Annotated in this window: 1 protein-coding gene; it reads left to right on the top strand. The window is 34.3% G+C overall.

The features are described 5' to 3' along the window. A partial coding sequence (locus C9J34_RS22235) for a hypothetical protein (RefSeq protein WP_193769134.1) occupies window positions 1-621 on the top strand: 621 nt, incomplete at both ends.

Here is a 621-nt window from a genome sequence, read left to right as displayed (position 1 = left end):
GGTGGTACAGTTGCCGTTGTGAATCAGCAATTCCAAACACTTCCTGAGAAAGCGCTAACAGCAATTGAAAATAGTCAAAATATGATGCTAAAAAACCAAACACACTGGGAATTAGTCGCAGAGCAATTTGAAATAGAAAAGGAAATGCAGCGGTTAAAGGATGGTACAGAACTAGATAATGGTGATGTTTATGGATATGGAAATATAGTTAAACAACTTAGAGATAACTACCAAGTATTAGAGAGCCTAAAGGATGAATTTCATTCTATTGATTTCCTTGAAATCTACAGAGAAACGATGCATTCGCTATATCCAGAATCCTATAAAGAAATGAATACATCACTGTGGACTGTTACAACAATGGCATCGGAAGAACAACGTTATTTATTGGATGAAAAAGGAATTAAACCATGGTCGATTGGTAATATGTGGACTTCTAAATTTAGTTATCCGAACAAGGCGGATAGTAACGATTATAAAGAAATATTACAAGAGGCCCAAGAACGTAATACTAAATATGATAATAGTAGTTTGTTTGCGGTTTATCGATTTTTTGATTGGAATGTTATGTTTTTTGTCTTATTCATATTTGTGTTACTACTATGGACGACGGTTGCTGAA

This window comes from Metasolibacillus meyeri (assembly GCF_003049505.1).
Taxonomy (GTDB): domain Bacteria; phylum Bacillota; class Bacilli; order Bacillales_A; family Planococcaceae; genus Metasolibacillus; species Metasolibacillus meyeri.
The sequence above is the reverse complement of the archived record's forward strand: the minus strand, read 5'-3'. Positions and strand labels throughout refer to the sequence as shown.